Below are 24,686 nucleotides of genomic sequence, written 5' to 3' on the forward strand. Positions count from 1 at the left end.
GCTAGGGGAGGGGATGTCCATTCGTCGGCAGGTGGATCTCAGCCCCTCCCCCGACCCCTCCCGCAAGCGGAAGGGGGGAAGAAGGGCGTCGTTCCTTACTCCGCCGCCTCGGCCAGACCGTCGTCTTCTTCCTGGCTCTTCAGCTCGACGTTGAGGCCCAGCGAGCGCATTTCCTTGACGAGCACGTTGAAGCTCTCCGGAATGCCGGCCTCGAAGGTGTCGTCGCCCTTGACGATCGCTTCGTAGACCTTGGTGCGGCCGACCACGTCGTCCGACTTCACCGTCAGCATTTCCTGGAGCGTATACGCCGCGCCATAGGCCTGGAGTGCCCACACTTCCATTTCACCGAAGCGCTGGCCACCGAACTGCGCCTTACCGCCCAGCGGCTGCTGGGTGACGAGGCTGTACGGCCCGATCGAACGCGCGTGGATCTTGTCGTCGACCAGGTGGTGCAGCTTGAGCACATACTTGTACCCCACCGTCACCTTGCGATCGAACGCCTCGCCCGTGCGGCCGTCGAACAGCGTCACCTGGCCGGATTCGTCCAGGCCCGCCATCCGCAGCATCGCCGAAACGTCGGCTTCCACCGCGCCGTCGAACACCGGGGTCGCCATCGGCACGCCCGAGCGGACGTTCTGCGCCAGGTCGATCAGCTGCTCGGTCGAGCGGCGATCCAGCTCGGCCTTGTAGTTGTCGCCATAGACGGTGCCGAGCAGCTCCTTCACCGCTTCCGGCGCTTCGCCGGCCTGCGGGTTCGGGTTGGCTGCACGCCATGCATCGAGCGCATCGCCGATCTTCCGGCCCAGGCCGCGCGCGGCCCAGCCCAGATGGGTCTCGAAGATCTGCCCGACGTTCATGCGCGACGGCACGCCCAGCGGGTTGAGCACGAAGTCGACCGGGGTACCGTCCTCGAGGAACGGCATGTCTTCCTGCGGCAGGATGCGGCTGATGATGCCCTTGTTGCCGTGGCGGCCGGCCATCTTGTCGCCCGGCTGCAGCTTGCGCTTCACCGCCACGAACACCTTGACCATCTTCAGCACGCCCGGCGGCAGCTCGTCGCCCCGCTCCAGCTTCTCGCGGCGGTCCTCGAACTTGTCCTTGATGCGCTTCACGGCCTCGTCATACTGGCCCTTCACCGCCTCCAGGTTGCCCTGCATGGCATCGTCCTGCACCGCGAACTTCCACCACTCGTGGCGGTCGACGCTGTCGAGCAGGTCCTCGTCGATCGTGACGCCCTTCTTCAGGCCCTTCGGCGCAGCCGTCGCGACCTGACCCAGCAGCATCTCGCGCAGACGCGACCAGGTCGCGCGGTTGAGGATGTTGCGTTCGTCGTCGGCGTCCTTGCGCAGGCGCTCGATTTCCTCGCGCTCGATCGCCAGGGCACGCTCGTCCTTGTCGATGCCGTGACGGTTGAACACGCGGACGTCGACGATCGTGCCGGCCACGCCCGGGGGCAGACGCAGCGAGGTATCGCGCACGTCGCTGGCCTTTTCACCGAAGATGGCGCGGAGGAGCTTTTCTTCCGGCGTCATCGGGCTTTCGCCCTTCGGGGTGATCTTGCCGACCAAGATGTCGCCCGGCTCGACCTCGGCACCGACATACACGATGCCGGCTTCGTCGAGATTACGCAGAGCCTCTTCACCCACGTTCGGGATATCTCGCGTAATGTCTTCCGGCCCGAGCTTGGTGTCGCGCGCCATCACTTCGAACTCATCGATATGGATCGACGTGAACACGTCGTCCTTCACGATGCGCTCGTTGATCAGGATCGAGTCCTCGTAGTTGTAGCCGTTCCACGGCATGAACGCGACGAGCACGTTGCGGCCCAGCGCCAGCTCGCCGAACTCGGTCGACGGGCCGTCGGCGATCACGTCGCCGGCCTGCACGATGTCGCCCACCTTCACCAGCGGACGCTGGTTGATGCAGGTCGACTGGTTCGAGCGCTGGAACTTCATCAGCGTGTAGATGTCGACGCCGCTCTCGCTGGCATCGACGTCACCCGTCGCGCGGACCACGATACGAGTCGCGTCGACCTGGTCGACCACGCCCGAACGCTTGGCGGCGATCGCGGCGCCGGAATCGCGGGCCACGGTCGATTCCATGCCGGTGCCGACGAAGGGCGCTTCCGCCTTCACCAGCGGCACGGCCTGGCGCTGCATGTTCGAGCCCATGAGCGCGCGGTTCGCGTCGTCCTTCTCGAGGAAGGGGATCAGCGAGGCGGCGACCGAGACGAGCTGCTTCGGCGACACGTCCATCAGCGTCACCTGATCGCGCAGCGCCATCAGGAATTCGCCGGCCTGGCGGGCCGAGACGAGATCGTCGACGAAGCCGCCATTCTCGTCGAGCTCGGCCGATGCCTGCGCGATCGTGTGCTTCTGCTCTTCCATTGCCGACAGATAGACGACCTCGTTGGTCACCTTGCCGTCGATGATCTTGCGGTACGGCGTCTCGATGAAGCCGTACTTGTTGACGCGGCTGAAGGTCGCGAGGCTGTTGATCAGACCGATGTTCGGGCCTTCCGGCGTTTCGATCGGGCAGATACGGCCATAGTGGGTCGGGTGGACGTCGCGGACTTCGAAGCCTGCGCGCTCACGGGTGAGACCGCCCGGCCCGAGCGCCGAGACGCGACGCTTGTGCGTCACTTCGGAGAGCGGGTTGGTCTGGTCCATGAACTGCGACAGCTGCGACGAACCGAAGAACTCGCGCACGGCGGCGACCGCGGGCTTGGCGTTGATCAGGTCGTTCGGCATCACCGTCGACACGTCGACCGACGACATGCGCTCCTTCACGGCGCGCTCCATGCGGAGCAGGCCGACGCGGTACTGGTTCTCGAGCAGCTCGCCCACCGAACGCACGCGGCGGTTGCCGAGATTGTCGATGTCGTCGACTTCGCCCTTGCCGTCCTTGAGGTTCACGAGCGTCTTGACGACCTCGAGAATGTCCTCGGTGCGCAGCGTGGTCACCGTGTCCGGGGTGTCCAGGCCCAGGCGCATGTTGAGCTTCACGCGGCCCACGGCCGAGAGGTCGTAGCGCTCCGGATCGAAGAACAGGCCGGCGAACAGCGATTCCGCGGTCTCGAGCGTCGGCGGTTCGCCGGGGCGCATGACGCGGTAGATGTCGGACAGCGCCTGCTGACGCTCTTCGGCCTTGTCGACCTTGAGCGTGTTGCGGATCCACGGACCGGTGGCGATGTGATCGATGTCGAGCAGCTCGATCCGGTCGATGCCGGCCTTGTCGAGCTTCTCGAGATTCTCGGCCGAGACTTCGTCGCCGGCTTCGATGTAGATCTCGCCGGTGGCCTCGTTGATCAGGTCATAGGCGCTGTAGCGGCCGAAGATTTCCTCGGTCGGGATCAGCAGCGTCTCGAGACCGTCCTTCGCCGCCTTGTTGGCCGCGCGCGGGCTGATCTTCTGGCCGGCCGGGAACACGACCTCGCCCGACTTGGCGTCGACAATGTCGAACATCGGCTTCGAACCGCGCCAGTTCTCCACCTGGAAGGGGATCTGCCAGCCGTTCGGACCGCGCAGGAAGGTGACGCGGTTGTAGAAATAGTTGAGGATCTCTTCCGAGCTCAGCCCCAGCGCATACAGCAGGCTGGTGACCGGCAGCTTGCGCTTGCGGTCGATACGGACGTTGACGATGTCCTTGGCGTCGAACTCGAAGTCCAGCCACGAACCGCGATACGGGATCACGCGTGCGGCGAAGAGATACTTGCCCGAAGCGTGGGTCTTGCCGCGGTCATGGTCGAACAGCACGCCCGGCGAACGGTGCATCTGGCTGACGATGACGCGCTCGGTGCCGTTGATGAAGAACGTGCCGTTCTCGGTCATGAGCGGCATGTCGCCCATGTACACGTCCTGCTCCTTGATATCGAGCACCGACCGGGCTTCCGTATCGGGATCGACCTCGAACACGATGAGGCGCAGCGTCACGCGCATCGGCGCCGCATAGGTGATGCCGCGCTGGCGGCACTCGTCCACGTCGAACTTCGGATCCTCGAGTTCGTAGGTCACGAAGTCGAGCTCGGCGGTGCCGGCGAAGTCGCGGATCGGGAACACGCTGCGGAGCGTCTTCTCGAGGCCGGAGACATAGCCGATCGAGGGGTCCGACCGCAGGAACTGTTCGTAGGATTCGCGCTGAACCTCGATCAGGTTCGGCATCTGCACCACTTCGTGGATGTCGCCGAACACCTTGCGGATGCGGCGCTTCAGCGTGCCGCCCTCGATTGCCTTGGTAGCCATAGGTGTGTGTTGCCTCGTCAGCCGTAAACTCGGTGCCCCTGTCCGGGAGCCAGGACGTGCAAAGCGACGCCGAAAGGCCGCGCGACCCCCGATGCTCGGGATTCGGCAGCTCTACGGGCGTCTGACAAGCCGTTCCGATCCATTCGTACGATGCGCTGCGCGACGGCGCGTCATTTCCCGATCGGAGGGCCAGAGCGGGGATATAGGGCGTGGGGAGGGCGGTGTCAAAGGGGGTTCGGTTGCGGCCGGCGTGGCGGCCCTGTCCAATTCAGGGGCGGGGCGCGGCGCGGGGCGTTTGCACGGCCGTGTAGAGATGGTATCGGGGGTGTATTGCGCCCCGTCCGGATCAATCGGCGCGCTGAGGGGACGATATGGCATTGCCGCTGACCGACGATCTGCTGAAGGCAGACCGCAACAACTTCACGTTGCTGCGGCTGATGCTGGCGAGCGGTGTCGTCTACACGCATGCCGTCGAATCCATGGGTGCGGTTGACGAGGCGTCGGCGCTGTTCGGCTGCCCGCTGGGGTGGCTGGCGGTGAACGGCTTCTTCTCGCTGTCCGGCTTCCTGATGTTCCGGAGCCTGGAGCGGAACCCGTCGATCGGCCATTTCGCGCTGTCGAGGTTCATGCGGATCTGGCCGGGCATGTTCGCGATGTGCGTGATCACGGCGGCGTTCTACGCCTTCTTCACCACGGCGCCGCTGTCGCGTTACATCTTCGGGCAGGAGACGCTGTCGTTCGTGTACATGAACCAGCTGCTGATGCCGCGCTATGTGCTGACTGACGTCTATTGCCCGATCAACGGCGCCACCCGGATCGATTATTGCGCGATCAACGGCGCGCTGTGGACGATTCGCTGGGAAGTGAGCTGCTATGTCGCAATCGCGCTGCTCTCGCTCGCCGGCGTGCTGCTGCGGCCGCGGGTCAGTCGCTGGATCTTGCCCGCGCTGGTGCTGTTCGCGCTCGTCTTCACCTATCCGGCCGTGCACCAATGGCTGGAGGCGCGCAGCTGGACGCATATCTACCTGCTCGAGCAGATCGCGCGGCTGTGGACGGCGTTCGCGATCGGTGCCGCCGCCTATGCCTGCCGGCATCGGATCCAGCTGTCGTGGCTCGGCGCGCTTGCCGCGCTGGGCATCGTGTATCTCACCCAGCACTTCTTCTTCGCCGAGATCGTGCGCGAATTCGCCATCTGCTACTGGGTGCTTTGCATCGGCTTCCTCACCGTGCGGCCGCTGCCGTTTGCGCCCAGAATCCCCGATTACTCGTTCGGCGTGTACATCTACCATATGCCGGTGATGCAGGTGTACCGCATCTGCATTCCCGGCATCGAGCCGCACCTGCTGGCGCTGCTGTCGCTGCTGACGGTGCTGCCGGTGGCGGCAGCCTCCTGGTATCTGGTCGAGAAGCCGGCGCAGGAACTCCGCAGGAATATCCGGATGCCGCTCCGGGCGCGACGCCAGCCGGGCTGAGCCGCGACGCGCTCGCGGACCTGTACCTTGGGACGGTGTAACAGGCTTTACGCCGGGTTTTCGTCGCGTGCCACAGATCTGTCGCTGCGGTGCAGTGCAACTTTAACAATTGCCCGCCAACGCCCCTCCGGAAAAGGGAGGGAAACATGCATTCCACGAAATCGGGTCTTCTTGTCGCGTTGCTCGCCACCGTCTCGGCGACCGCGGTCCACGCGCAGGACACTGCCGATCAGGCGATCTCCAGCGGCGACATCATCGTTACCGCGCAGAAGTTCGAGCAGAAGCTGCGCGACGTGCCGATCACCATCACCGCCGTCACCCAGGAGCAGATGAAGCGGATCGGCGTCGACGATCTCGACGAGCTCGCCAATTACGTGCCCGGCCTGAACATCCAGGAGCAGAGCGCCAACAACCCCGGCATCGTGATCCGCGGCATCACCTCGGACAGCGGCTCGGCCCAGCAGGCGGCGCGCGTCACCGTCTATTACAACGGCATCGACATCTCGCGCTCGCGCGGCGTGTACCAGGCGATCTACGACGTCGATCGGATCGAAGTGGTCAAGGGCCCGCAGGCGACGCTGTTCGGCACCGCCTCCACGGTGGGTGCGGTCAGCATCATCTCGGCCAAGCCCAAGCCGGGCATCGAAGGCGAGGTGACCGCAGGCTATGGCAACTACAACGCCTATCTGGCGGGCGGCCACCTGAACGTTGGCAACGACGTGATCGCCGCGCGCATCGCCGGCGAGTGGAAGAAGCGCGACGGCTATGTCACCAACCTCTCGACCACCCAGGGCGACCTGTACGCGCAGAACCAGCTCGGCCTGCGCGCCTCGCTGCGCTACACCCCGACCAGCGCGCTGACCGTCGACCTGGTCGGCACCTATGACCGCCAGCGCAACAGCGGCACGCCCTTCATCTCGAAGCGCTTCGCCACCGCGCAGGGCCCGGGCAATCCGTTTGGTGCGGCCAACCTCTCCGGCTCGCCCTTTTCCAAGCAGGTGCTCGGCAAGGACCATCTCGGCCTCACCCGCGACGTCTATGACGTGAACCTCACCGCCAAGTACGATCTGGGCGGCGGCTGGAACTTCACGACGGTGAACGGCTATCGCTCGTTCAGCTCGCTCGAAGTGTTCGACGCCGACGGTTCGGCCGCCTGGTGGCTGGAATTCGCCGAGGGCGCCTATGGCTCGCAGATCAGCCATGAATCGCGCTTCGCCTATACCGGCGACCATTTCCGCACCAGCTTCGGCTGGAACGTGTTCCACGAGAACAACCGGCAGGAAGTGCCCTTCTCGACCGAGGAAGGCACCTATATCCAGTGCGCGACGGGCCTGATCCCCGGCCTGGGCTGCATCTCGCCGACCGGCGTGGTGACCGCGGCACAGGCGACGGCGCTGCTCACCAAGGGCGCGGCGACGCAGATCCCGTACAGCTCGCTGTTCGTCAACAAGGGCATCAACGACCAGTACTCGATGTTCGGCGAAGTCACCTGGATCCCGACCCACCGGCTCGAGCTGACCGCGGGCCTGCGTGCGATGATAGAGCAGCGCAAGGCCGGCTATTTCGCGGTCGCGCCCAATTCGGTGCTCAGCAAGGCGCCGCTGATCCCGGGCCAGGTCACCACCAAGGGCACGCTGTGGAGCCAGGACAGCTTCCAGGCCTTCCTGCCGCGCTTCAACGCGCTGTACCGGCTGACCGACACGGTCAATCTCTACGCCACCATCTCCAAGGGGCGTCGTTCGCCGGTGGTGAACCAGGGCGCTGCGCCGGTCGTCGCGCAGGTCATCCCGGAGGAGACGGTGTGGAACTATGAGGGCGGCGTGAAGCTCTCGCGCGGCGCGTTCAACGGCTCGCTGGGCGTCTATTACCAGAAGTACAACAACTTCCAGATCACCCGCACCGTCAGCGATGCCAATGATCCGTCGGGGCGTCCGGTGGGTACCTCGATCACCGAGAGCGCCGGCACCGCCAGCAACCTCGGCTTCGAGGCCGAGGGCCAGCTGCGTCCGACCAAATGGCTGATCCTGTTCGCCAATGTCGGCTTCATCGACGGCGGTATCGACAACACCAAGGCTAACGGCATCTACGCCAACAACCGCTTCCGCCTGCAGCCGCGCACCCAGTCGTCGGCGGGCTTCACCATCGATGCGCCGGTGGGCAACGGCATCCGCGTGTTCGCCACCCCCAGCGTGACCTATCGCAGCAAGATCTTCTTCGAAATCCCGAACAAGGAGGCGATCTCGCAGGACAAGGTGACGCTGGTCAACCTGAAGGCGGGCGTGAGCTTCGCCGACGGCAAGTATGAAGTCGCCGGTTATGTCCGCAACGCCACCAACGAGAAGTATCTGCTCGACGCCGGCAATACCGGCGGCGCCTTTGGCGATCCCACCTATATCCCGGGCGAGCCGCGCTTCTATGGCGTCCAGCTGACCGGGCGCTTCTAAGCGCTTTTCGCAAGCGGCGCTTGCGATCGGCGGGGCCTGTGGTGCGCGCACCACAGGCCTTGTTCGTTCTGCGGCGGCCGACCAGGGCCACGCGCGAAGCGCTTCCCATCGCGCTAGTGTAATACTATCACCCCGGGCCTCGGTTTTCTGGGGAGATGATATGCAGTTTCGTTCGATCCTTCTGGCAGCGCTCGCGACCTCGGCGCTGGCCACCGGTCCTGCCGCCCATGCCCAGCAGGCGCAGCCGTTCAACGACATCCCGGCCAAGTTCGAGCTCCCCGAAGGGTCGAAGGACTATATCCGCCGCGAGGTGATGGTGCCGATGCGCGACGGTACCAAGCTGTTCACCACCATCGTGATCCCCAAGGGCGCCCGCAACGCCCCGATCCTGCTCACCCGCACGCCCTACGACGCCTATAATCGCGTCCGCCGCACCTCGAGCAACAAGATGCTCTCGGTGCTCGCGCAGGGCGACGAGGTGTTCACCCAGGCCGGCTATATCCGCGTGTTCCAGGACATTCGCGGCAAGAACCGGTCGGAAGGCGATTTCGTCGTCACCCGCCCGCCGGTCGGTCCGCTCAACCCGACCAAGGTCGACGACACCACCGACGCCTGGGACACGATCGACTGGCTGGTGAAGAACCTGCCGGAATCGAACGGCAAGGTCGGCATGCTCGGCTCGTCCTACGAAGGCTGGACAGTGGTGATGGCGCTGCTCCATCCGCACCCGGCGCTGAAGGTCGCGGCGCCCGAAAGCCCGATGATCGACGGCTGGATGGGCGATGACTGGTTCCACTATGGCGCGTTCCGCCTGCCCAATATCGGCTGGATCTCCGGCATCACCGGCTACAAGGCCGGCGGCCCGACCCCGCCCAATGGCGGCTGGGACGATTACGACACCTTCCGCAAGGTCGGCTCGGCGGGCGACTGGGCGAAGCAGTACGGCTATGACCAGCTGCCCTATTGGCAGAAGCTGAGCCAGCACGTTGCCTATGACGCCTTCTGGCAGGGCCAGGCGCTGGACAAGATCCTCGCCGCCAACCCCTCCAACGTCCCCACGCTGTGGGAACAGGGCCTGTGGGATCACGAGGACATGTACGGCGCGATCCACGCCTGGGAGGAACTGCAGAAGACCCCGCAGGCGACCAACAACTTCCTGCTGATGGGCCCGTGGCGGCACTCCGGCTTCAACTATAACGGTTCGAAGCTGGGCGAGCTCAACTTCGAGGGCGATACCGCGCTGCAGGCCCGCCGCGACATCCTGCTGCCCTTCTTCAACGCCCATCTGAAGGACGGCGCGCCGGCCTACACCCCGCCGGTCGCCAGCATCTACAATACTGGCGAGAATCACTGGGACTATCTGAACAAGTGGCCGCTGGCCGCGCAGCTGACCCCGCTCTATCTCGCCAGCGATGCCGTCGCCGGCTTCGACAAGCCGGGGGCAGGGGAGGACAGCTATGTCTCCGATCCCGCCAAGCCGGTGCCGTACCTGCCGCGGCCGATCAACTTCAACGACGGGCGGTGGAGCACCTATCTGGTCACCGACCAGCGCTTCGTCGACGGCCGCCCCGACGTGCTCACCTATGCGACGCCGGTGCTGACCGCGCCGGTCCGCTTGTCGGGCGCGCCGCTGGCCGACATCTTCGCCAAGACGACCGGCACCGATGGCGATTTCGTCGTCAAGGTGATCGACGTCTATCCGGACGAGATCGCCTCGAACAAGGAAATGGGCGGGTTTCAGCTGCCGATTGCGCTCGACATCTTCCGCGGCCGCTATCGCAACTCGTTCGAACATCCCACGGCGATCCCGGCGGGCAAGGTGCAGGAGTACAAGTTCCGCCTGCCGACGGTGAACCACACCTTCCTGCCCGGCCACCGCATCATGGTGCAGATCCAGTCGACGCTGTTCCCGGTCTATGACCGCAATCCGCAGAAGTTCGTGGAGAACATCTTCTTCGCCAAGGCGGCGGACTATCAGAAGGCGACCGTGACGATCGTCTATGGTGGCAAGCAATCGAGCGCGGTGCTGCTGCCGGTGGTGCCGGTGGACCAGAGCGCGGCAAAGGTACGTTGATCCGGATGCACGGCCTCGCCCAGGCGAGGCCGTGCATACCAGTGGCCGCTTCTCGCAAAATAGGTATTACATAGGTATCATTCCGTAGCTTTTAACCTTTCCCACTGCGTATATTATTAAGCTCGTTGAGGTTGAGTCCAGGTCGAGAACGAACGTGCCCTGGCCGCTGCGTCTGCGGCCCCGGCGCGCTTCGGGGAGCAGGGCATGCGAGTCGCAATCATTCGTCGCTATCTCAAGGATGCGCTCGAGTTCTTCGGCTATTTCGTCTTTATGACGGTGCTGGGCGCCTCGATGTATGTTCTGGTCAATTATGCGCCGCAGGCAAATTCGCGCTGGTACATCAATACCTGCATCGGCATGGCGATCTTCACCGGCCTCTATGCGTGGCGCATGTTCCGCCGGTATCGCAAGGCGATGCGCCGGCTGAGGGCGTTGGAGGCACTGTCGCCCGAACTGATCCACGAGGCCGTCGAAGCGGGCCGGAAGCTGCGCTGGTCGGAGCGCATCGCCGCCGAGCGGCTCGAGGCGCGGGGCGGCGATCCGGAGCGGGTGAAGCTGCTCGACCAGCTGGAAGCGGTCGAGCAGGCCTATCGGAAGCGGTGCGCCGCACTTGGCGTCGATCCGGCGGACCAGGTCGAAGATGCGTTCGCGATCGATCCCAACATGTCGCTCGAAGCGATCCGCGAGCGGATCGCCGAGCGGATGCGTCGCGAAGACGCAGATGAGGCCGCGGAGGAGGCGGCGCGTCCGCCGATCTTCCGCTGATCCCGCAAATCCTTTCGCGTCAGTTGGGATTCGTTAACGGACTTGCTTCATGATGCAGGCGCGAAGAGTGGCGCCGGCGCGATCCCGCGCCCTCGGTCGGTCGCCGGTGGGGATTGCGTTGATGAAGCCCGAATCCGTTCGTCGGTACTTGTTGGTCGCGCTTGAATTCGGCGCCTATTGCGGCATGATGACGCTGCTCAGCTATCTGATGGTGCTGATGGTGCTCCATGCGCCGCAGCCGCATGCCGGCGCCTATATCACGGTGGCGGTGCTGGCAGCGGTGATGACCGGTCTCCATGCCGCACGGATGTTCCGTTCCTACCGGATCGCGCTGGCGCGCTGGCGCCAACGCGCCAAGAAGCCGGAGCGGCCGCGCCACTGGTCCGATCGTATCGCGGCCGCGGAGGCGCTGCGCCGCCAGGATACGCTGCGCGAACGGCTCGCCAGCGACGAAGTCTCGCCCGAACTGCAAGCGATCCGGCTGCGCATCGCCGAACGCATGGCACGCGAGGACCGCGAACGCGAAGAATTCGCGCAAGCCGAACAGGATCGCATCGAACGCGAGCGGATCGAGCGGATCGAACGTGCCCGCACCGCGCGTATCCGCGCCGAGGTGCGCAACAGCAACCGGACCAGCGCCTGACCTCGTGCGCGGCGCCGACGTAACGGCGGCGCTGCACGTGGCGCAGGCATGTACCTATCGCTGCTCTCTGCAATCGTCACCCCGGCGAAAGCCGGGATCCATTGCGGTCTCGATATCGACGTTGGTTGAGACCGAAAGGCCCATGGATCCCGGCTTCCGACGTCAGCACAAAAAAAGAGGCGACCCGTCGCCGGGCCGCCTCCTTTCTGTTTCGAGGCCTTCCGTGAGGCCAAGAAGCACTTACTTGATTTCGACGGTCGCGCCGGCTTCTTCAAGCTGCTTCTTGATCTTCTCGGCTTCGTCCTTCGACACGCCTTCCTTGACCGGCTTCGGCGCGCCTTCGACGAGCGCCTTGGCTTCGGTCAGGCCGAGCGAGGTGATCGCGCGGACTTCCTTAATGACGTTGATCTTCTTGCCACCGTCGCCGGTGAGGATCACGTCGAACTCGGTCTGCTCTTCAGCAGCCGGGGCAGCGGCGCCACCAGCGGCCGGGCCGGCAACGGCGACGGCAGCGGCGGCCGAAACGCCCCACTTCTCTTCGAGCAGCTTCGAGAGCTCGGCGGCTTCGAGAACGGTCAGCGCGGAAAGCTGGTCGACGATTGCGTTGAGGTCAGCCATGGTAAACTCCAATCAGTTCAAAAGTTTCGGGATAGAATAAAGGTCGCTTGAAGCCGAAGCTCAGGCAGCCTGCTTTTCGCTGTACGCCGCAAGCACGCGGGCGATCTGCGCCGCCGGTGCCTGGGTGATGGTTGCGAGCTTGGTCGCGGGCGCTGCGATGAGCCCCACGAGCTTGCCGCGCAGCTCGTCCAGCGACGGCAGCGAGGCGAGTGCCTGCACGCCAGCCGCATCCAGCAGCACATTGCCCATCGCGCCGCCGACGATTTCGAGCTTGTCGTTCGTCTTGGCGAACTCCGCGACCACCTTGGCCGCAGCCACGGGATCGATGGAGGTGGACAGTGCCGTCGGACCCGTCAGCAGGTCCGCGAGCACCGCATAATCGGTGCCCTGGGTGGCAATCTTGGCGAGCTTGTTCTTCGAGACCTTATAGGTCGCGCCGGCTGCACGCATCTTGTTGCGCAGGTCCGTCGACTGCTTGACGGTCATGCCGAGATTGCGGGTGACAACCACCACGCCAACCTCGTTGAAGGTGCGATTCAGCTCGGCAACGGCGTCGGCCTTCTGGGAACGATCCATGCCGGTCTCCTCATACATGAGGCTGCTCCCGCGAACGGAGGCGGCCCCGGTTAACGGCCCGCGCGCGAACGCAGGCCAGCGGTAATGTCCGAGGGGAAGGATCGTCACGAGGCCGGGGAGCAATCCCTGGGGCGTGACCCGGAACGCTTGCACCCAGCTGCGCAGATGCGCGAGGCCGGGGAAGCCGCCGGAAAATTCTGTCCCCGTCTAGGCGAGTTTTTCAAGGCCGGCAAATCCCGGCCCCTCGCTGTCTCGGACGGATTCCTTCCTGGGAAGGAGCGGGCGCAATAGCGGATTCGGGGGCAGAGTCAAGAGTGGCGAGGCGGCGCGGGGCTCTCATGTCTGCCGTGCAGGCGCCGCCGCCCGGCTTGCTACAGGCAGCGCGTCACGCGCGCGGTGCCCTCCGGCGTCAACGCCAGATGGACGCGGCGTGCGTCGCTGGGATCGCTCGTGCGCGAGATCAGGCCGGCCGTCTCCAGCATCTTGATCCATCGCAGCGCCGTCGTGCTGGGCACGTTCGCCGCGTAGCACAGGCTGGACACCGAAATCGGTGTGCCCGCTTCCTGCGCGATGAACAGATCGATGAGCATGTCCCAGGCGGGGTTTGCCACCAGGCGCCGCCCGAAGGCCTGTAGCTGTGCCTTGCGGTGCTTGACCTCCGCCGCGGCGCGCTCGGCGGGCGTCGCCGGTGCGCTGCCCGCGGGCGGCCCGGCGGCGGCGCCCCCGGAGAGGTGATTCAGTTCCGCGTTGATATCGCTCAGCGCAGCCCGGATGTTCGCGATCGCCAGTGGTGCGCCGTTCCAATCAGGATCGCCAGCCAGGTCGGATATGCCCAGAACCCTTGCGCAAGCACATAGGCCCTCGGAAGGATGCTCGGCGTCGCAAAGTGCGCCACGTGGGTCGCGAACACGATCAAGCTGAAAGCGGACGCCCATAACGGCCAAAACCTCTTGGATCGAAGCGCCAGCCAAACGAACCACAGGAGGAGCGCAGCATCGATCGCGAAGATCGACGTCTGGATGAACGTCAGGCGTTCCATCACAGGCACCGTCCATACCGCGATCGCAGACGCGAGCGACGCCATGAGCAGGGCGGACGATCCCGCCTGCTCATCTCTACCACCGCGCGAGAACGCGATGATCGTGCTGCCTGTCGCGACACTCCAGTAGACGAAGGGCAAGAGCTTCTGAAGGATCATGGTAGGGCCGGGGAGTTGGTTGGACGCCCCGGCTTACTACGCTCAGGCGGCAATGTCTTCGTTTGCCGCCGATGTCGGCATCACCAGCTCGAGCGGCTTTTCGTATCCGCCGCCGGCGGCAACCGTCGCGAGGCCAAGCTGGGCCCGCACGTCGTTGAGCTGGTTGTGGCTTTCCACCAGGCGCGCGCGGACCTGGCCCATCAGGCTGGACGCGGCGAGCGCATTGTCGATCGCCCCTTGGCCGACCATTGCGGCGACCTTGGCCCGCACCCGGGCCTTGGGCAAGCGGGCGGTGAAGGTGGCGATCGCCGCGATGGCATGGTCGCAGGCCAGTTCGGCATCGTGAAGATCGCGAACCACGTCTTTCATCACTTCCAAACGAACAGAGCGCATTGTTAGCCTTTCCGGGAGCGGTCGGCTCCCCATGATCGTTCACCGGTGCAGAAGTCGCCCGAGGGACTCCAGGCTGCTGATAAGCGCACCAAACCCAACCAGCACGCCGACCGCGATGGCGACGATCCAGAACAGGCGCTGCCCGGTGCTGAGGTCGTTCATCGGCGCTTCCTCCGTAGGGAAGGGCCGGCCGACGACCTCAAGGAAGGAAGCGCGCGGCGGATCTGCCAACGCTGTCGACGCCTCGACATTGGAGGAATGCAGGATGGGCGACATACCCATTGGATGGTGCACCGACGATTGGTGGGGGGCAGACGGGCCGTGCACCATCCGCGCAGCCGCGCGGCGGTTCGATGCATCCAATCGCTGGATGGCATTCTTGATATGCATATCAATAGTTTGCGGTGACAGTCCGAGCTCGCGTGCGATCTCCTTCGTTTCAAAGCCTCGGTGAACCCATTCGAGGCACTCGAGCTGGCGCTCAGTAAGCTTGTCCCTGGCGGAGAGGGGTTTTTCCTCTTCCGACCCTCGTGCAACGGAGCCCATACGCATTTCCCCCGACTCAGCCTTGTGGCGCTGCACCATGCGCGCTGATCCAATATGGAGGAAAGTAGGGTTACGCCTAAGTTCCTAATCGTCAGGGGCGGCGGCAGTCCCAATATAAACCATGCTGGCGCGCAAACGGGTTTGCGGTCGGATAGATCAAGGCGATTTCTGACAAGGTTTGCACGCCGTTCGCGCGTGTAAGGCAAAGATCCACGGCGAAGGCCAGGTAGATCCCGGAGCTGCAAAGAGTAATTATTTGGTTCGCGCCAGCCCGAAAGCTGAGCTTTCGTGACTATCCTGCCCCGATGGGTAATACAGTATCCGATATTGATTCAGTCCGCTTCGTGGCTTTGGCGTCGAAGCCGCTCCCCCGCGGAACGGCCTTGGCATGCGCGGCATCGCCGGCACGCTACGAGGACCGGCACGCAAAAAGGGCCGGGATCGCTCCCGGCCCTTTCCGTTTGCCCATGGCGGCGGATCCGATCAGAACTCCGCGCGCACCCCGAACAGGAAGGTGCGGCCGTAATAGTTGATCTCGCCGAAGCGGTTGGGATCGTCGTTATAGGTGTAGAGCTTGGCGCCCGAGAGGTTGATCGCCTCGACGCTGAGCTGGACGTTCGGCAGCAGCTTGTAGCCGATGCTGCCGTCGAGCGTGCCGAACGCCGCGGTGTAGGTCGGCGCCTGGGTGGTGCTGCCGGTGCCGGACAGGTAGCGGCCGCGCCACACATAGGAGAGACGGGTCGAGATCGGGCCCTTCTCGTAGAAACCGACGAGATTGAAGCTGTTCTTCGACAGGCCGATCAGCTGGTCGACGATCGGCCGCGCGCCGGCGGTGTAGTTCGCCTTCACCGAGGTGTGGGTGTAGCTCGCCTGCATGCCCAGCCCGTCGAACGGTGCGGGCAGGAAGGTGAACACCTGGTTGTAGCCCGCCTCGACGCCGTACACCTTGGCATTGCCGCCATTGACCTGGGTCGAGAGCAGCACGGTGCCGCGGCCCGGGATGTCGATATTGACGTTCTGCGCGGTGATGTAATTGTCCATCGCCTTGTAGAACACCGCACCGGTGAGTGCGCCCTTGGGGTTGAAATACCATTCCAGGCCGCCGTCGAACTGGGTGGCGAGGAAGGGCAGCAGTTCCGGGTTGCCGCCGCTCGCGGTCGGCGCGTCGGTGGAGACGGTAATGCGCGGTGCGCTGTCGGTCACGTTCGGACGGGTGAGCACCCGGCTCGCGGCAAAGCGGGCGATCAGCGTCCTGGTCAGCTCGGCCTTGAGGTTGAAGCTCGGCAGCCAGTCGTTGAACGTCTTCGGATAGGCAACCGGCTTGGCGTCGGCGCCGACGCGCAGATAGCCGGTGGCGTTCTGGTCGGTATGGACATAGCGAATGCCGACATTGCCGGTGACGGGAACATCGCCGAGCGCGGTGCCGTAGTCGAGCCGGGCATAGGCCGAGGCGGTCTTCTCGGTCGTCTTGAACAGCGAGGCCTTGTCGCCGGTGGTGAGCGGCGCGTTGGCGAGCGTGTCGTTGAACAGCGCGTTGTAATAGGCCGAGGTGACCGGCACCAGGAAGTTGCGCGGGATGTTGCCGCTCACGCCCGACAGGAAGTCGTCGAAGGGCAGCTGCTCATAGGCACCTGCTCCCAGCGAGCTGAGCGGCGCCGGCGGTGCCCCGGCGGGCTGGGTGACGTTATAGTCGCGGCGCCAATAGTCGCGCTTGCGCCAGTGATATTCGGCACCGACGGCGACCCGGCGGAGGAAGCCGCCAACGTCGTACACGCCATCGAGGCGGGCGAACTTGTCCCAGTCCTTGCTGTTCTTCGGCGCGATGTTGAAGGTGTAGAGCGAATAATTCGCCGGGTTGGTGAGGTCGACCGGGGTCGTCAGCGTCGGCAGGGTCTTGTAGCCGCCAGACGCATTGTAGGTGAGCGGCGCGATCAGATAGGCGCGGCTGCGCACCGTGCCTTCGGCGTTGCTCGGGTGGAAGCTGTGCGCCGACGACCAGTTGAGGTTGGCGGTGACGTGGAAGCGCTCATGGTTCCAGGTCTGCTTCAGGCCGATGGTCAGCAGGTCGTGGCGGTTGAGGCTGTATTCGCGGCTCGCCATGAAGCGGACATTGTTGATCGTCGCGCCGGTGACGGTATTGCCGCTGACCGTGTAGCCGGGCTGGATCACCGTGCCGGGATCGTCCGGATAGATGTCCATGCCGAACTCGTCATAGGCGACGTCGAGCCGCGTCGCGAGCACGTCGAGCGTGGTCTCGAGCTCGGGGGTCGGGCGCCACTGGGCCGAGACCATGCCCGAGATCCGCTTGCGATCCTCGGTCTCGACGGTCGGACGGGTCCGGGTGGGGGTGTAGAGGCCCGAGGGGAGGGCGCCCTGCGCGTCCTTGAGATACTTGTCCTTGTTCCAGCCGAAATTCATGAAGCGGTCGTTGCGGACCGCCTTGCCCCAATATTGCGCGCCGACGAGGATGCCGAAGGTGTCGCCGAAGGTATGGCTGCCGATCAGCGTGGCGTTGGGCTTCACCTTCTCGGTCTGGGTCGTATAGGTGCCGCGCAGATTGGCGGTGACCTTGTTGCCGACCTCGAACGGGCGGAAGGTGTGCACGTCGATATTGCCGCCCAGCGCGCCCTCGGTCATGTCCGAGGTGGGGGTCTTCACCACGTCGATGTTCGACACGAACTCGGCGGGCAGCATCTCGAAACGGAACTGGCGGCCGTTGGCGCCGCCATTCTCGATCAGGTCGTTGAGCGCGATCGGACGGCCGTTGAGCAATGTGCTCTGGAATTGCGGCCCGAGACCGCGCACCGAGACGTACAGGCCTTCACCGCGCGGACGGGTGATCGCGACGCCGGTGACGAGCTGTAGCGCTTCCGCCACGTTCTGGGTGGGGAACTTGCCGATGTCGGTCGCGCTGATCGAATCGAGGCCATATTCGGCATGGCGCTTGGCATCGTTCGCCGCGCCGAGGCTGCGGGCATAGCTGCCATGGACGACGATTTCCTCGCCGCCGGCTTCGGTGCCGTCCTGCGGCGGGGTGGTCTGGGCATAGGCCGGCGCAAGCGCCGCCAGCGCGAGGGCGAGTGCCGAGGATGCGCGGAGCAGCGCAAACGGGGGTATCATGTTGGAATCTCCCTGGACCCTTATTGGTCTTTCGGGAGCGCCCCTAACGAGGAGTCGAAACGGCATCGCGTAAAATTGATTGCAATTCCGTGAAACTTGCAGCGGTGTTTGTTTCGATTACATGACGTTCCGCGAGCGCCTATGAAATCGTTTGTAATTTGACGCACGGGTCGGAGTCCTTCCGCGCTGAGGCGAGACCTGGCTTAGCGGCCGGCGAGCCCGTCGGCGAAGCCGCGCTGGAAGTCGCGCAGATCCTGGTGCAGCGACGCCAGTGGATCGGCGGCGCCAAGCAGGAGGGCGCCGAGTGCCACGAACAGGACCAGCGTGCGGCGGCGACGCAGCGTGCGGGCGTCTGGAAGGTCGTGCATCCAAGCCTCTCCTGGGCGAGATCGCTGCGCCATTATAGCGTATCTGGTTGCCGCGCGGAAGCCATGGGCGACGATCGGCGGCAAGCGCGCAAACAAAAAGGGCCGGGGATCGCTCCCCGGCCCTTTCCGTTTGTCTGGTTGCCGTGCGGCTTAGACGGTGGCGACTTCCGCCGTGTCCACCTTCACGCCCGGGCCCATCGACGAGGACAGCGCGACCTTCTTGAGGTACTTGCCCTTGGCGCCCGCCGGCTTGGCCTTGACGACCGCGTCGACCAGCGCGTCGAAGTTGCGGCGCAGGTCTTCGTTCGAGAAGCTCACCTTGCCGATGCCCGAGTGGATGATGCCGGCCTTTTCGACGCGGTATTCCACCTGACCGCCCTTGGCGGCCTTGACGGCCTCAGCGACGTTCAGGGTCACAGTGCCGAGCTTCGGGTTCGGCATCAGGCCCTTGGGGCCCAGCACCTTGCCGAGACGGCCGACCAGGCCCATCATGTCCGGGGTCGCGATGCAGCGATCGAAATCGATCGTGCCGCCCTGGATGGCTTCCATCAGGTCTTCCGCGCCGACGACGTCGGCACCGGCGGCCTTGGCTTCCTCGGCCTTGGCGCCGCGGGCGAACACGCCGACGCGAACGTCCTTGCCGGTGCCGGCCGGCAGCGTCACGACGCCGCGGACCATCTGGTCGGCGTGGCGCGGATCGACGCCGAGGTTCAGCGCGACTTCGATCGACTCGTCGAACTTGGCGGTCGCATACTGCTTCACCAGCGCGATCGCTTCATCGACGCCGTGCAGCTTGATGGGGTCGACGCTCCAGGTCTTCTGCTTCTTGGTCAGCTTTGCCATGGAATCAGCCCTCCACCACTTCGAGGCCCATCGCGCGGGCCGAACCTTCGATGATCTTCGTCGCGGCGTCGATGTCGTTCGCGTTCAGGTCCTTCATCTTGACCTGGGCGATTTCCGACAGCTGCGAACGCTTGATCTTGCCTGCCACGACCTTGCCCGGCTCCTTCGAGCCCGACTTCAGGTTGACGGCCTTCTTCAGCAGATAGGTCGCCGGCGGGGTCTTGGTCTCGAACGAGAAGGAACGGTCCGCATAGACGGTGATGACGGTGGGGAGGGGCGTGCCCTTCTCGACGTCGCCGGTCGCGGCGTTGAACGCCTTGCAGAATTCCATGATGTTCACGCCGCGCTGACCCAGAGCAGGGCCGATCGGCGGCGAGGGGTTTGCGGCGCCGGCAGCCACCTGCAGCTTGATATAGCCGGTAATCTTCTTAGCCATGTCACTCTCTTTCAAGTCGAGCGGTACAAGCGACGGCCAGAGGCCGCCTCCCGCATGGTTCCACCACGAATGCGTTGGAAGCCGGCGCCCTTAGCGGAAACGGGGGGCGGGGGCAAGGGGGGCGCAAATTCCTCCCCGGGCGCAGCGCGGGGAGGGGGACCGCCGCCGCAGGCGGTGGTGGAGGGGCCGCGCCGCCAGGCGCGGGTTTCGGGTGGCGCGCGGGACACCGCCGCTGGCGCGGCGGCCCCTCCACCCCGCCGCGGGCGCGGCGCGGTCCCCCTCCCCTGCATGCGCAGGGGAGGATTTGGTCACGGCGCCGTGTGCCCCGCCTCGCTGCCGCCGATATCGCCCTCGGCCACCCATTCGCGCCACAGCAGGACCAGCGCTGCCATCACCGCGGGGCCGACGAACAAGCCGAGCAGGCCGATCGTCTCCACGCCGCCCAGGATGCCGATCAGCACCCAGACAAAGGGCAGGCGGGTCGTGCCGCCGATCAGGGTCGGCCGCAGGAAATGGTCGATCACGAAGTTGAGCGCATAGCCGATTACCCCGACGACGATCGCCGCCATCACCGCACCCTTGGCGAGCAGGAGCAGCAGCGCGAGCACCAGCACCACCGCGAGCCCGAACGGGATGATCGAGGCAAAGCCCGAGAACAGGCCGAGCAGGATCGGGTGCGGCACGCCGCCGGCCAGGAACAGGATCGACATCAGGATGCCCTGCGCCAGCCCGAGCAGCACCATCCCGTCGACCGCGCCGCGCACCGCCGCGAAGATCTGACGGCCCAGCCGGTCGCCCGCATCGCCGAACGCGCGGGTGGCGCCGCGCTCGAGCTGGCGGACGATGGTGTCGCGGTCGCGCAGCAGGAAGAACAGCACGACCAGCGTGAACGCGAACACCACGACGCGGCGGACCAGCGTGTGGGTGAGCGCGCCCGAATGCGTCCGCCACAGCGAATGGTCGAGCCGGCCGAACTCGGCAGCGGCGGCTTCGGGCGTGGCGAGGTGGAGCGTCCACCAGGCGGTGACTTCGCTCGATCCCCAGGGCAGGCGGGCGACCCAGTCGGGGACCGGTACGCCGTGTGCGCGGGCATCGGCGATCCAGGCGGTGACCGCTTGCGCCTCGACCACCGCCTGGCTGATCGCGATCGACAGCGGGGTCAGCACGACGAGCAGCACGGCAAGGGTGAGCAGCGCGGCGACCAGCGCGGGGCGGGGCAGCCGCGCCGCCAGGCGGCTGCGCAGCGGCTCGACTCCGATCGCGAGCACGCCCGCCCAGAGGATCGCCGGCACGAAGGCCATGCCGATCCACAAGGCGGCGGCGGCGATGACGCCGGCGAGCACCACGCGGGCGCGGGTCTGGGCTTTGGTGGTGTGTGGCATGCGGGGTCCCCGGTTTGGCGCAGACACTGGCGCGCGCGCCCGCACCAGGCAAGGGGGCTGCCGTCGGACTGCACGGTTTTGCCAATCCAGGGCCTCCGAACTGTCCAGAAGAAAGGGGGTAGCCATTGTCGATACGAGAGAAAATCGAGAGGCGCGTGCTGAAGCGCCTGCTCGCGCTGGTGACCGCGGATTCGCGGCCGAACCTCAATGCGCTCAACAAAATCGTCAGAGAGGTCCGGATTCTGGAGTTGAACGTCAAGGCGTTCGGCTATGAACTGGCGCACCGCATGGCGGCCGCGCTGCCGCCGCGGACGGACACGCAAGCCCATGTCATCGGGCTCGGGTGCAAGCCCTGCACCCAGGCCGACATTGAAAGCGACTGGCTTGCGCACTGGGCGGCGGAACTCAAGGCGCCGGTGCTCTACCATCGCAAGCTCTGGGAACTGGCCTATGTGCTGCAGGCTTTGTTCGAGCATGGCCACCTGAGGGACGGTGCGCGTGGGCTGGGCTTTGGCTGCGGCGCGGAACCGATCCCGAGCTATCTCGCTGCGCAGGGCCTGTTCGTGACGGCCACCGACGCAGCCGGCGAGGCGGCGGCGGCGGGGGGCTGGATCGAAAGCGGCCAGCATCTCGGCTCGGCGGCAGCGCCGTTCCTGCCGCATCTCGTCGATCGCGAACGGTTCGATCGCTTCGTCACGGTCGACACCGTCGACATGAATGCCGTGCCCGATCGCCTGCAGGGCTATGACTTCTGCTGGTCGATCTGCGCGCTGGAGCATCTCGGCAGCATCGAGGCAGGGCTGCGCTTCATCGAGCGTTCGCTCGCCACGCTGCGGCCCGGCGGCACGGCGGTGCACACGCTCGAACTGAACGTCGACGCGGAGGGGCCCACCATCGACAATTGGGGCACGGTATTGTTCCAGCGCAAGCATCTCGAAGCGTTCGCGGCGCGCATGGCCGCTGCGGGCGTCCAGGTGGCGCCGATGGCGTTCGACTTCGGCAACCAGCCGATGGACAGGTTCATCGATCTTCCGCCCTGGCTCCACGACATGTCCGAGCCGGAACGGCGCCGCCTCGGCGATGAGCGCCATCTGAAGCTGTCGATCGACGGCTTCGCCTGCACCTCCTTCGGCTTGATCCTTCGAAAGGCGGCATGACGGTGCGGTGAGTATGATAGGGCGGGCGGTTTTCTGGCTTTGGATCGATACCAGTTCCCGCGCGCTTCGGGCGCCCACAGGCCTTCGATCGGCTTCGTCGCAGCCCACTGAACCAAATAAGTCCTTCAACGGTTTGAGCAAAGTCCGCGCAGTCGGTGCATTGCTGTGCTGCGGGCGGACCATCGTTTGAGAGGAATGGGCATGAAACGGATCATCATCGCCGCCGCCGTCGCCGCGCTGGCGACGACCGGCGCCGCCGCGCAGAGCAGCGGCCAGTCGGGCTCGCACAACCCGGTGGTGAAGGACGGCACCGCGCACCACGTCGCGACCCCCGCCAAGGGCCACAGCTCCTTCACCGAAGACCAGGCCAAGGGCCGTCTCGCCAAGGCGGGCTATACCAATGTCACCGGCCTGAAGGGCACGCCGAACGGTGCCTGGCAGGGCATGGCGACCAAGAACGGCAAGCAGGTGACCGTGACGCTCGACTACAAGGGCAACATCACCGCGCGCTAACCCCCCGATTTCTGCAGGAGAAATGCCATGAGCCGGACCATTACGCGCCTGTTCGACGAGTATTCGGATGCCAAGTCTGCGGTGAACGAGCTCGAGCGGCTGGGCGTGCCGCACAGCGATCTCAGCATCATCGCCAACAACACCCATGGCGACCATGACGTGAGCGACGTCAACGCGCATGGCGACGTCAGCCGCGGCGCCTCGACCGGCGCGGCGCTGGGCGGCGTCGGCGGCCTGCTTGCGGGCCTCGGCCTGCTGGCGATCCCGGGGCTCGGCCCGATCGTGGCGGCGGGCTGGCTCGCCTCGACCGCGGCCGGTGCGGCGATCGGCGGCGTCGGTGGCGCGGCGACCGGCAGCATCGTCGGCGCGCTCAAGAATGCCGGCGAGAGCGAGGAGGACGCGAACGTCTATTCCGAAGGCGTGCGCCGCGGCGGCACGCTGGTGAGCGCGCGCGTGGAAGACTCGCTGGCACCCGAAGCCGAGGCGGTGCTCAACCGTCGCGGCGTCAATGCGGCGACGCGCGGCGCGGCCTATCGCCAGTCGGGCTGGACCGCGTTCGACGACAAGGCGCCCGCCTATACCCGCGACGAGATCGAGCGCGAGCGCAGCGCCTATCGCGAGCCGACGGTGCTCTGAGGTCTCGCACCTCGATTCAAGGAAAGCCGGGGGCTTCTCCCCCGGCTTTTTTGTGCCGGCGCCATTTCGAGGCGAAGGCCCCCGCGATAGGATGCGCGGGATGACTGGCTTCGATCCGCTCGACTTCCCGGCCCGCTCGGCGCTTCACGGGCGCCATGCCCGCTTCGCGATCGTCGCGGGCGGCGCGCGGCGCTACGACCCCGACGTGGGCGTTTTCGCGACCCTCGACGCGCCGACCCCGGAAGCACTGGCGGGGCTCGCCACGCTGGTCGCCGCGTACGGCGACGTGGCCTTCCTCGAAGCCGAGGCGCCGCCGGTCGCGCCGGGGCTGCGGGTGGTGTCGCAGGATCTCGGCGTGCAGATGGTCGGCAGGGACTCGCGGCCGGCTACGATCCCGGACGTGCCGATCCGCACGCTCGGCGCGGCCGATGCCGGCGCGATGCTGGCGCTCGCCACGCTGACCGAGCCGGGGCCGTTCTTCGCCCGTACCCACGAGTTGGGGACCTTTCTCGGGATCGAGCAGGACGGTCGCCTGCTCGCCATGGCGGGCGAACGGATGAAGCCGGACGGGTTCACCGAGATCAGCGGCGTGTGCACCCATCCGGACGCGCGCGGGCGGGGCTATGCACGGGCGCTGATCTCCGCCGTCGCCGATGCCATCCGCGCGCGCGGCGAGGTGCCGTTTCTCCACGCCTATGCCAGCAACGAAGGCGCGATCGCGCTCTACCGATCGCTCGGCTTCGTGCTTCGACGCGAGGTGCTGATGACTCGGCTGGGGCCCGCCGATCCGCGCTGAACGGCGGGCGTGCGGTGATCCTATCGCCGGCGGGCCGGGCTGCGCCGGAAGAGCGACGCGCCCTCGGGATCGGGGAACAGGATGCGGCTCGGCCGGGGCAGTGTGTCGAGCCGCAGCGGGCGCGGCGGCCGGTTGCCGGCGGTTTCGATGCCCGTGTTCAGCGTGCCGACGTAGCGGTCCGGCAGCAGATAGGGCCCGCGCGCGTCGCGCAGCACGACATAGTCGGCCAGGCGGGCATCGTTCGCGTACAGGCTGCCACCACGCAGCGTGATCGCGCCGCAGCAGTCGCTGGCATAGTCGCCGTCGGCGGCATCATAGGGCAGCGACGGCGTCCGACGCGCCCAGAAAACCAGGGCAACCGCGACCAGGACCAGGATGGCGGCAAGCGCGATCCAGGCGCGGCGCGCATTCGGCAACAGCAATGATCGTGCGTCCATTTCCTCACCCTCCACCAGCCGATCTCCT

Annotated in this window: 21 protein-coding genes; 9 read left to right on the forward strand and 12 right to left on the reverse strand. The window is 65.8% G+C overall.

The annotated features are described in order from the left end of the window. Window positions 1–95: 95 nt before the first annotated feature. Window positions 96–4,241, reverse strand: a complete 4,146-nt coding sequence (gene rpoB, locus SAZ01S_RS03955) for a DNA-directed RNA polymerase subunit beta (RefSeq protein ID WP_084580272.1) — start codon at window positions 4,239–4,241, stop codon at window positions 96–98. A gap of 371 nt (window positions 4,242–4,612) precedes the next feature. Here rpoB and SAZ01S_RS03960 point away from each other — a divergent pair, with 371 nt between their 5' ends. The 5 genes from SAZ01S_RS03960 to SAZ01S_RS03980 all read left to right on the forward strand — a co-directional run bounded on the left by SAZ01S_RS03960 (window position 4,613) and on the right by SAZ01S_RS03980 (window position 11,639). Next, window positions 4,613–5,713 (forward strand): acyltransferase family protein, encoded by a 1,101-nt coding sequence (locus SAZ01S_RS03960; protein WP_084580274.1) that lies wholly within the window; start codon window positions 4,613–4,615, stop codon window positions 5,711–5,713. Window positions 5,714–5,859: 146 nt separating this feature from the next. After that, window positions 5,860–8,157 (forward strand): TonB-dependent receptor, encoded by a 2,298-nt coding sequence (locus SAZ01S_RS03965; protein WP_084580276.1) that lies wholly within the window; start codon window positions 5,860–5,862, stop codon window positions 8,155–8,157. 160 nt (window positions 8,158–8,317) lie between these two features. Then, on the forward strand, window positions 8,318–10,231 hold the full coding sequence (locus SAZ01S_RS03970) for a CocE/NonD family hydrolase (protein ID WP_084580278.1): 1,914 nt from the start codon (window positions 8,318–8,320) through the stop codon (window positions 10,229–10,231). 204 nt (window positions 10,232–10,435) lie between these two features. Then, window positions 10,436–10,996 carry a hypothetical protein gene (locus SAZ01S_RS03975; RefSeq protein ID WP_084580280.1) on the forward strand — a complete coding sequence of 187 codons (561 nt, stop codon included), beginning with the start codon at window positions 10,436–10,438 and terminating at the stop codon, window positions 10,994–10,996. A 121-nt stretch (window positions 10,997–11,117) separates the two neighbouring features. Next, window positions 11,118–11,639, forward strand: a complete 522-nt coding sequence (locus SAZ01S_RS03980; RefSeq protein ID WP_084580282.1) for a hypothetical protein — start codon at window positions 11,118–11,120, stop codon at window positions 11,637–11,639. Between the two features lie 240 nt (window positions 11,640–11,879). Here the strand turns inward: SAZ01S_RS03980 and rplL are convergent, their stop codons facing one another. From rplL to SAZ01S_RS04025, 10 genes are all read right to left on the reverse strand, one after another. Next, entirely contained in the window at window positions 11,880–12,257 is a 378-nt protein-coding gene (gene rplL, locus SAZ01S_RS03985; protein ID WP_084580284.1) for a 50S ribosomal protein L7/L12, read from the reverse strand. Window positions 12,258–12,317: 60 nt separating this feature from the next. Beyond that, complete coding sequence (gene rplJ, locus SAZ01S_RS03990) at window positions 12,318–12,833, reverse strand: 50S ribosomal protein L10 (RefSeq protein ID WP_084580404.1); 516 nt, start codon at window positions 12,831–12,833, stop codon at window positions 12,318–12,320. A gap of 371 nt (window positions 12,834–13,204) precedes the next feature. Beyond that, window positions 13,205–13,768, reverse strand: a complete 564-nt coding sequence (locus SAZ01S_RS03995; protein WP_245824587.1) for a winged helix DNA-binding protein — start codon at window positions 13,766–13,768, stop codon at window positions 13,205–13,207. A 305-nt stretch (window positions 13,769–14,073) separates the two neighbouring features. Next, window positions 14,074–14,400 carry a hypothetical protein gene (locus tag SAZ01S_RS04000; RefSeq protein ID WP_084580288.1) on the reverse strand — a complete coding sequence of 109 codons (327 nt, stop codon included), beginning with the start codon at window positions 14,398–14,400 and terminating at the stop codon, window positions 14,074–14,076. Window positions 14,401–14,463: 63 nt separating this feature from the next. Beyond that, window positions 14,464–15,009: a helix-turn-helix domain-containing protein gene (locus tag SAZ01S_RS04005; protein WP_084580290.1), complete on the reverse strand. Its 546-nt coding sequence runs from the start codon at window positions 15,007–15,009 to the stop codon at window positions 14,464–14,466. Window positions 15,010–15,453: 444 nt separating this feature from the next. Further along, entirely contained in the window at window positions 15,454–18,090 is a 2,637-nt protein-coding gene (locus SAZ01S_RS04010; protein ID WP_084580292.1) for a TonB-dependent receptor, read from the reverse strand. A 203-nt stretch (window positions 18,091–18,293) separates the two neighbouring features. After that, a complete protein-coding gene (locus tag SAZ01S_RS23935) occupies window positions 18,294–18,458 on the reverse strand; it encodes a hypothetical protein (RefSeq protein WP_167693061.1) in 165 nt (54 codons plus the stop codon). A gap of 150 nt (window positions 18,459–18,608) precedes the next feature. Further along, on the reverse strand, window positions 18,609–19,301 hold the full coding sequence (rplA, locus tag SAZ01S_RS04015; RefSeq protein WP_084580294.1) for a 50S ribosomal protein L1: 693 nt from the start codon (window positions 19,299–19,301) through the stop codon (window positions 18,609–18,611). Window positions 19,302–19,305: 4 nt separating this feature from the next. Further along, window positions 19,306–19,737 carry a 50S ribosomal protein L11 gene (rplK, locus tag SAZ01S_RS04020; protein ID WP_010545000.1) on the reverse strand — a complete coding sequence of 144 codons (432 nt, stop codon included), beginning with the start codon at window positions 19,735–19,737 and terminating at the stop codon, window positions 19,306–19,308. A gap of 308 nt (window positions 19,738–20,045) precedes the next feature. Continuing rightward, window positions 20,046–21,119, reverse strand: coding sequence for an AI-2E family transporter (locus SAZ01S_RS04025; RefSeq protein WP_167693062.1), 1,074 nt, complete (start codon window positions 21,117–21,119; stop codon window positions 20,046–20,048). 155 nt (window positions 21,120–21,274) lie between these two features. Here SAZ01S_RS04025 and SAZ01S_RS04030 point away from each other — a divergent pair, with 155 nt between their 5' ends. From SAZ01S_RS04030 to SAZ01S_RS04045, 4 genes are all read left to right on the forward strand, one after another. Then, window positions 21,275–22,276, forward strand: a complete 1,002-nt coding sequence (locus SAZ01S_RS04030; RefSeq protein WP_245824589.1) for a class I SAM-dependent methyltransferase — start codon at window positions 21,275–21,277, stop codon at window positions 22,274–22,276. Window positions 22,277–22,477: 201 nt separating this feature from the next. Next, a complete protein-coding gene (locus SAZ01S_RS04035; protein ID WP_245824590.1) occupies window positions 22,478–22,789 on the forward strand; it encodes a hypothetical protein in 312 nt (103 codons plus the stop codon). A gap of 27 nt (window positions 22,790–22,816) precedes the next feature. Beyond that, the gene (locus tag SAZ01S_RS04040) at window positions 22,817–23,425 is read left to right on the forward strand and encodes a general stress protein (RefSeq protein WP_084580301.1); all 609 of its coding nucleotides are present in this window, start codon (window positions 22,817–22,819) and stop codon (window positions 23,423–23,425) included. 100 nt (window positions 23,426–23,525) lie between these two features. After that, window positions 23,526–24,221, forward strand: a complete 696-nt coding sequence (locus tag SAZ01S_RS04045; RefSeq protein WP_084580303.1) for a GNAT family N-acetyltransferase — start codon at window positions 23,526–23,528, stop codon at window positions 24,219–24,221. Window positions 24,222–24,241: 20 nt separating this feature from the next. Here SAZ01S_RS04045 and SAZ01S_RS04050 read toward each other — a convergent pair whose 3' ends face one another. After that, a complete protein-coding gene (locus tag SAZ01S_RS04050) occupies window positions 24,242–24,658 on the reverse strand; it encodes a hypothetical protein (protein ID WP_139809924.1) in 417 nt (138 codons plus the stop codon). Window positions 24,659–24,686 lie beyond the last annotated feature (28 nt).

Source organism: Sphingomonas azotifigens NBRC 15497, assembly GCF_002091475.1.
Classification (GTDB): Bacteria; Pseudomonadota; Alphaproteobacteria; order Sphingomonadales; family Sphingomonadaceae; genus Sphingomonas; species Sphingomonas azotifigens.